The following is a 3,374-nucleotide window of genomic DNA, read 5'->3' on the forward strand; positions in this document are numbered from 1 at the left end:
CAAAACCCCTACCTGCATACGCAGATAGGGGTTTCGGAATTTAATCTTGACGATGACCTACTCTCACATGGGGAAACCCCACACTACCATCGGCGATGCATCGTTTCACTGCTGAGTTCGGGATGGGATCAGGTGGTTCCAATGCTCTATGGTCGTCAAGAAATTCGGGTACTGAGTCGTGGCCAGCTGGCCTCGCTTCAGCAAATTGGGTATGTGATAGCTTTCGGTGTTTGCAAGAGTCGAACTTTCGGTTCATTTCGTCTTCACACACCGCAATCTGATGCTCTTTCGAGTAGTCAAATTGCTTGGGTGTTATATGGTCAAGCCTCACGGGCAATTAGTATTGGTTAGCTCAACGCCTCACAGCGCTTACACACCCAACCTATCAACGTCGTAGTCTTCGACGGCCCTTCAGGGGACTCAAGGTCCCAGTGAGATCTCATCTTGAGGCTAGTTTCCCGCTTAGATGCTTTCAGCGGTTATCTATTCCGAACATAGCTACCCGGCAATGCCACTGGCGTGACAACCGGAACACCAGAGGTTCGTCCACTCCGGTCCTCTCGTACTAGGAGCAGCCCCTCTCAAATCTCAAACGTCCACGGCAGATAGGGACCGAACTGTCTCACGACGTTCTAAACCCAGCTCGCGTACCACTTTAAATGGCGAACAGCCATACCCTTGGGACCGGCTTCAGCCCCAGGATGTGATGAGCCGACATCGAGGTGCCAAACACCGCCGTCGATATGAACTCTTGGGCGGTATCAGCCTGTTATCCCCGGAGTACCTTTTATCCGTTGAGCGATGGCCCTTCCATACAGAACCACCGGATCACTAAGACCTACTTTCGTACCTGCTCGACGTGTCTGTCTCGCAGTCAAGCGCGCTTTTGCCTTTATACTCTACGACCGATTTCCGACCGGTCTGAGCGCACCTTCGTACTCCTCCGTTACTCTTTAGGAGGAGACCGCCCCAGTCAAACTACCCACCATACACTGTCCTCGATCCGGATAACGGACCTGAGTTAGAACCTCAAAGTTGCCAGGGTGGTATTTCAAGGTTGGCTCCACGCGAACTGGCGTCCACGCTTCAAAGCCTCCCACCTATCCTACACAAGCAAATTCAAAGTCCAGTGCAAAGCTATAGTAAAGGTTCACGGGGTCTTTCCGTCTAGCCGCGGATACACTGCATCTTCACAGCGATTTCAATTTCACTGAGTCTCGGGTGGAGACAGCGCCGCCATCGTTACGCCATTCGTGCAGGTCGGAACTTACCCGACAAGGAATTTCGCTACCTTAGGACCGTTATAGTTACGGCCGCCGTTTACCGGGGCTTCGATCAAGAGCTTCGCGTTAGCTAACCCCATCAATTAACCTTCCGGCACCGGGCAGGCGTCACACCCTATACGTCCACTTTCGTGTTTGCAGAGTGCTGTGTTTTTAATAAACAGTCGCAGCGGCCTGGTATCTTCGACCGGCATGAGCTTACGGAGCAAGTCCTTCACCCTCACCGGCGCACCTTCTCCCGAAGTTACGGTGCCATTTTGCCTAGTTCCTTCACCCGAGTTCTCTCAAGCGCCTTGGTATTCTCTACCCAACCACCTGTGTCGGTTTGGGGTACGGTTCCTGGTTACCTGAAGCTTAGAAGCTTTTCTTGGAAGCATGGCATCAACCACTTCGTGTTCTAAAAGAACACTCGTCATCAGCTCTCGGCCTTAGAATCCCGGATTTACCTAAGATTCCAGCCTACCACCTTAAACTTGGACAACCAACGCCAAGCTGGCCTAGCCTTCTCCGTCCCTCCATCGCAATAACCAGAAGTACAGGAATATTAACCTGTTTTCCATCGACTACGCTTTTCAGCCTCGCCTTAGGGACCGACTAACCCTGCGTCGATTAACGTTGCGCAGGAAACCTTGGTCTTTCGGCGTGGGTGTTTTTCACACCCATTGTCGTTACTCATGTCAGCATTCGCACTTCTGATACCTCCAGCAAGCTTCTCAACTCACCTTCACAGGCTTACAGAACGCTCCTCTACCGCATCACCTAAGTGATACCCGTAGCTTCGGTGTATGGTTTGAGCCCCGTTACATCTTCCGCGCAGGCCGACTCGACTAGTGAGCTATTACGCTTTCTTTAAAGGGTGGCTGCTTCTAAGCCAACCTCCTAGCTGTCTAAGCCTTCCCACATCGTTTCCCACTTAACCATAACTTTGGGACCTTAGCTGACGGTCTGGGTTGTTTCCCTTTTCACGACGGACGTTAGCACCCGCCGTGTGTCTCCCATGCTCGGCACTTGTAGGTATTCGGAGTTTGCATCGGTTTGGTAAGTCGGGATGACCCCCTAGCCGAAACAGTGCTCTACCCCCTACAGTGATACATGAGGCGCTACCTAAATAGCTTTCGAGGAGAACCAGCTATCTCCGAGCTTGATTAGCCTTTCACTCCGATCCACAGGTCATCCGCTAACTTTTCAACGGTAGTCGGTTCGGTCCTCCAGTTAGTGTTACCCAACCTTCAACCTGCCCATGGATAGATCGCCCGGTTTCGGGTCTATTCCCAGCGACTAGACGCCCTATTAAGACTCGCTTTCGCTACGCCTCCCCTATTCGGTTAAGCTCGCCACTGAAAATAAGTCGCTGACCCATTATACAAAAGGTACGCAGTCACCCAACAAAGTGGGCTCCCACTGCTTGTACGCATACGGTTTCAGGATCTATTTCACTCCCCTCTCCGGGGTTCTTTTCGCCTTTCCCTCACGGTACTAGTTCACTATCGGTCAGTCAGTAGTATTTAGCCTTGGAGGATGGTCCCCCCATATTCAGACAAAGTTTCTCGTGCTCCGTCCTACTCGATTTCATGACTAAGAGATTTTCGCGTACAGGGCTATCACCCACTATGGCCGTACTTTCCAGAACGTTCCGCTAATCTCAAAGCCACTTAAGGGCTAGTCCCCGTTCGCTCGCCACTACTAAGGGAATCTCGGTTGATTTCTTTTCCTCAGGGTACTTAGATGTTTCAGTTCCCCTGGTTCGCTTCTTAAGCCTATGTATTCAGCTTAAGATACCTAACTTATGTTAGGTGGGTTCCCCCATTCAGACATCTCCGGATCAAAGTCTGTTTGCCGACTCCCCGAAGCTTTTCGCAGGCTACCACGTCTTTCATCGCCTCTGACTGCCAAGGCATCCACCGTATGCGCTTCTTCACTTGACCATATAACCCCAAGCAATCTGGTTATACTGTGAAGACGACATTCGCCGAAAATTCGATAATACTCAATTAAGAGCAACTCACAAATTTTACCTTAGCCTGATCCGTTACCAGTGAAAGTAACGTTCAGTCTATCTTTCTATCACATACCCAAATTTTTAAAGAACGA

General features: G+C 50.8%; 2 rRNA genes. Both read right to left on the reverse strand.

The features are described from left to right. Positions 1-44: 44 nt before the first annotated feature. Positions 45-160 (reverse strand): 5S ribosomal RNA (gene rrf, locus IMW75_RS26560). Positions 161-316: 156 nt separating this feature from the next. After that, positions 317-3,208: ribosomal RNA gene (locus tag IMW75_RS26565) — 23S ribosomal RNA — on the reverse strand. Between the last annotated feature and the right edge of the window lie 166 nt (positions 3,209-3,374).

The sequence above is a fragment of the Pseudomonas gregormendelii genome (assembly GCF_017114825.1).
Classification (GTDB): Bacteria; Pseudomonadota; Gammaproteobacteria; order Pseudomonadales; family Pseudomonadaceae; genus Aquipseudomonas; species Aquipseudomonas gregormendelii.